This is a genomic window from Bartonella sp. AA1HLJMS, assembly GCF_042197445.1.
GTDB lineage: Bacteria > Pseudomonadota > Alphaproteobacteria > Rhizobiales > Rhizobiaceae > Bartonella.
Window position 1 is genome coordinate 1 of sequence record NZ_JBHIRW010000266.1, and the last position, 763, is coordinate 763.

Annotated in this window: 1 protein-coding gene; it reads left to right on the forward strand. The window is 35.4% G+C overall.

The features are described 5' to 3' along the window. A partial coding sequence (locus ACFIQE_RS11095; protein ID WP_375707773.1) for a type IV secretion system protein occupies positions 1–481 on the forward strand: 481 nt, incomplete at its 5' end. Positions 482–763: the final 282 nt, after the last annotated feature.

Genomic DNA, 763 nt, shown 5'->3' on the forward strand with positions numbered 1-763 from the left:
AGGATTTCAATATGCAGGACGTCTTTTCCAAGAAACCGTCTTCTTCGAGTCCAATGGATTGCTTTACAGTCTCTTAGGAATCCTCATCTTGCTAGCAACAAGCCTCGTCGTAGCAATCGGTGGGGGTCTCGTGCTCCTGACAAAAATCGCACTTGCACTTCTCGTAGGATTGGGACCAATCTTCATTATTGCTCTACTCTGGCAACCAACTTATCGCTTTTTTGAGCAATGGATTGTACAAGTCGTGAATTATATAATCCTCTTTCTACTCTTAGCAACTGTATTTAATCTGATGATGAATATCTTTGCAAACTATTTGAGCGATATGAAACTCGACTACGACCAGAATGTAAGCTTCATGTTTGGGGGAGCTCTCATCTTGTCCATTATATCCATCATGCTGTTACTCAAACTATCAAGCATTGCCAATTCTCTCGCAAAAGGCATTACATTCGGACATCTATGGAGACATAAAAACTAGCTGAGATAAAAAGCAATGGTTCCCGTAACAGACGCCCTTAATACCCATATGACAAAATAACAAGAATATCCAATCCTAAAGTAAAAAATATTCGCACTGAAATTGAGCTGTTTTTATAAATTAAAAAATGAAATTAAGAAAAGATAAATTATCGTAAACTATACACTTTACTTTAGTGTCAAAATTATAATAATGACAACAAATATCAGAATGTGTATAACATTAAAAAAGAGTCATATTAAAATGAAGTCGATCATTCTTATAATTTTGATTGCAAACCTT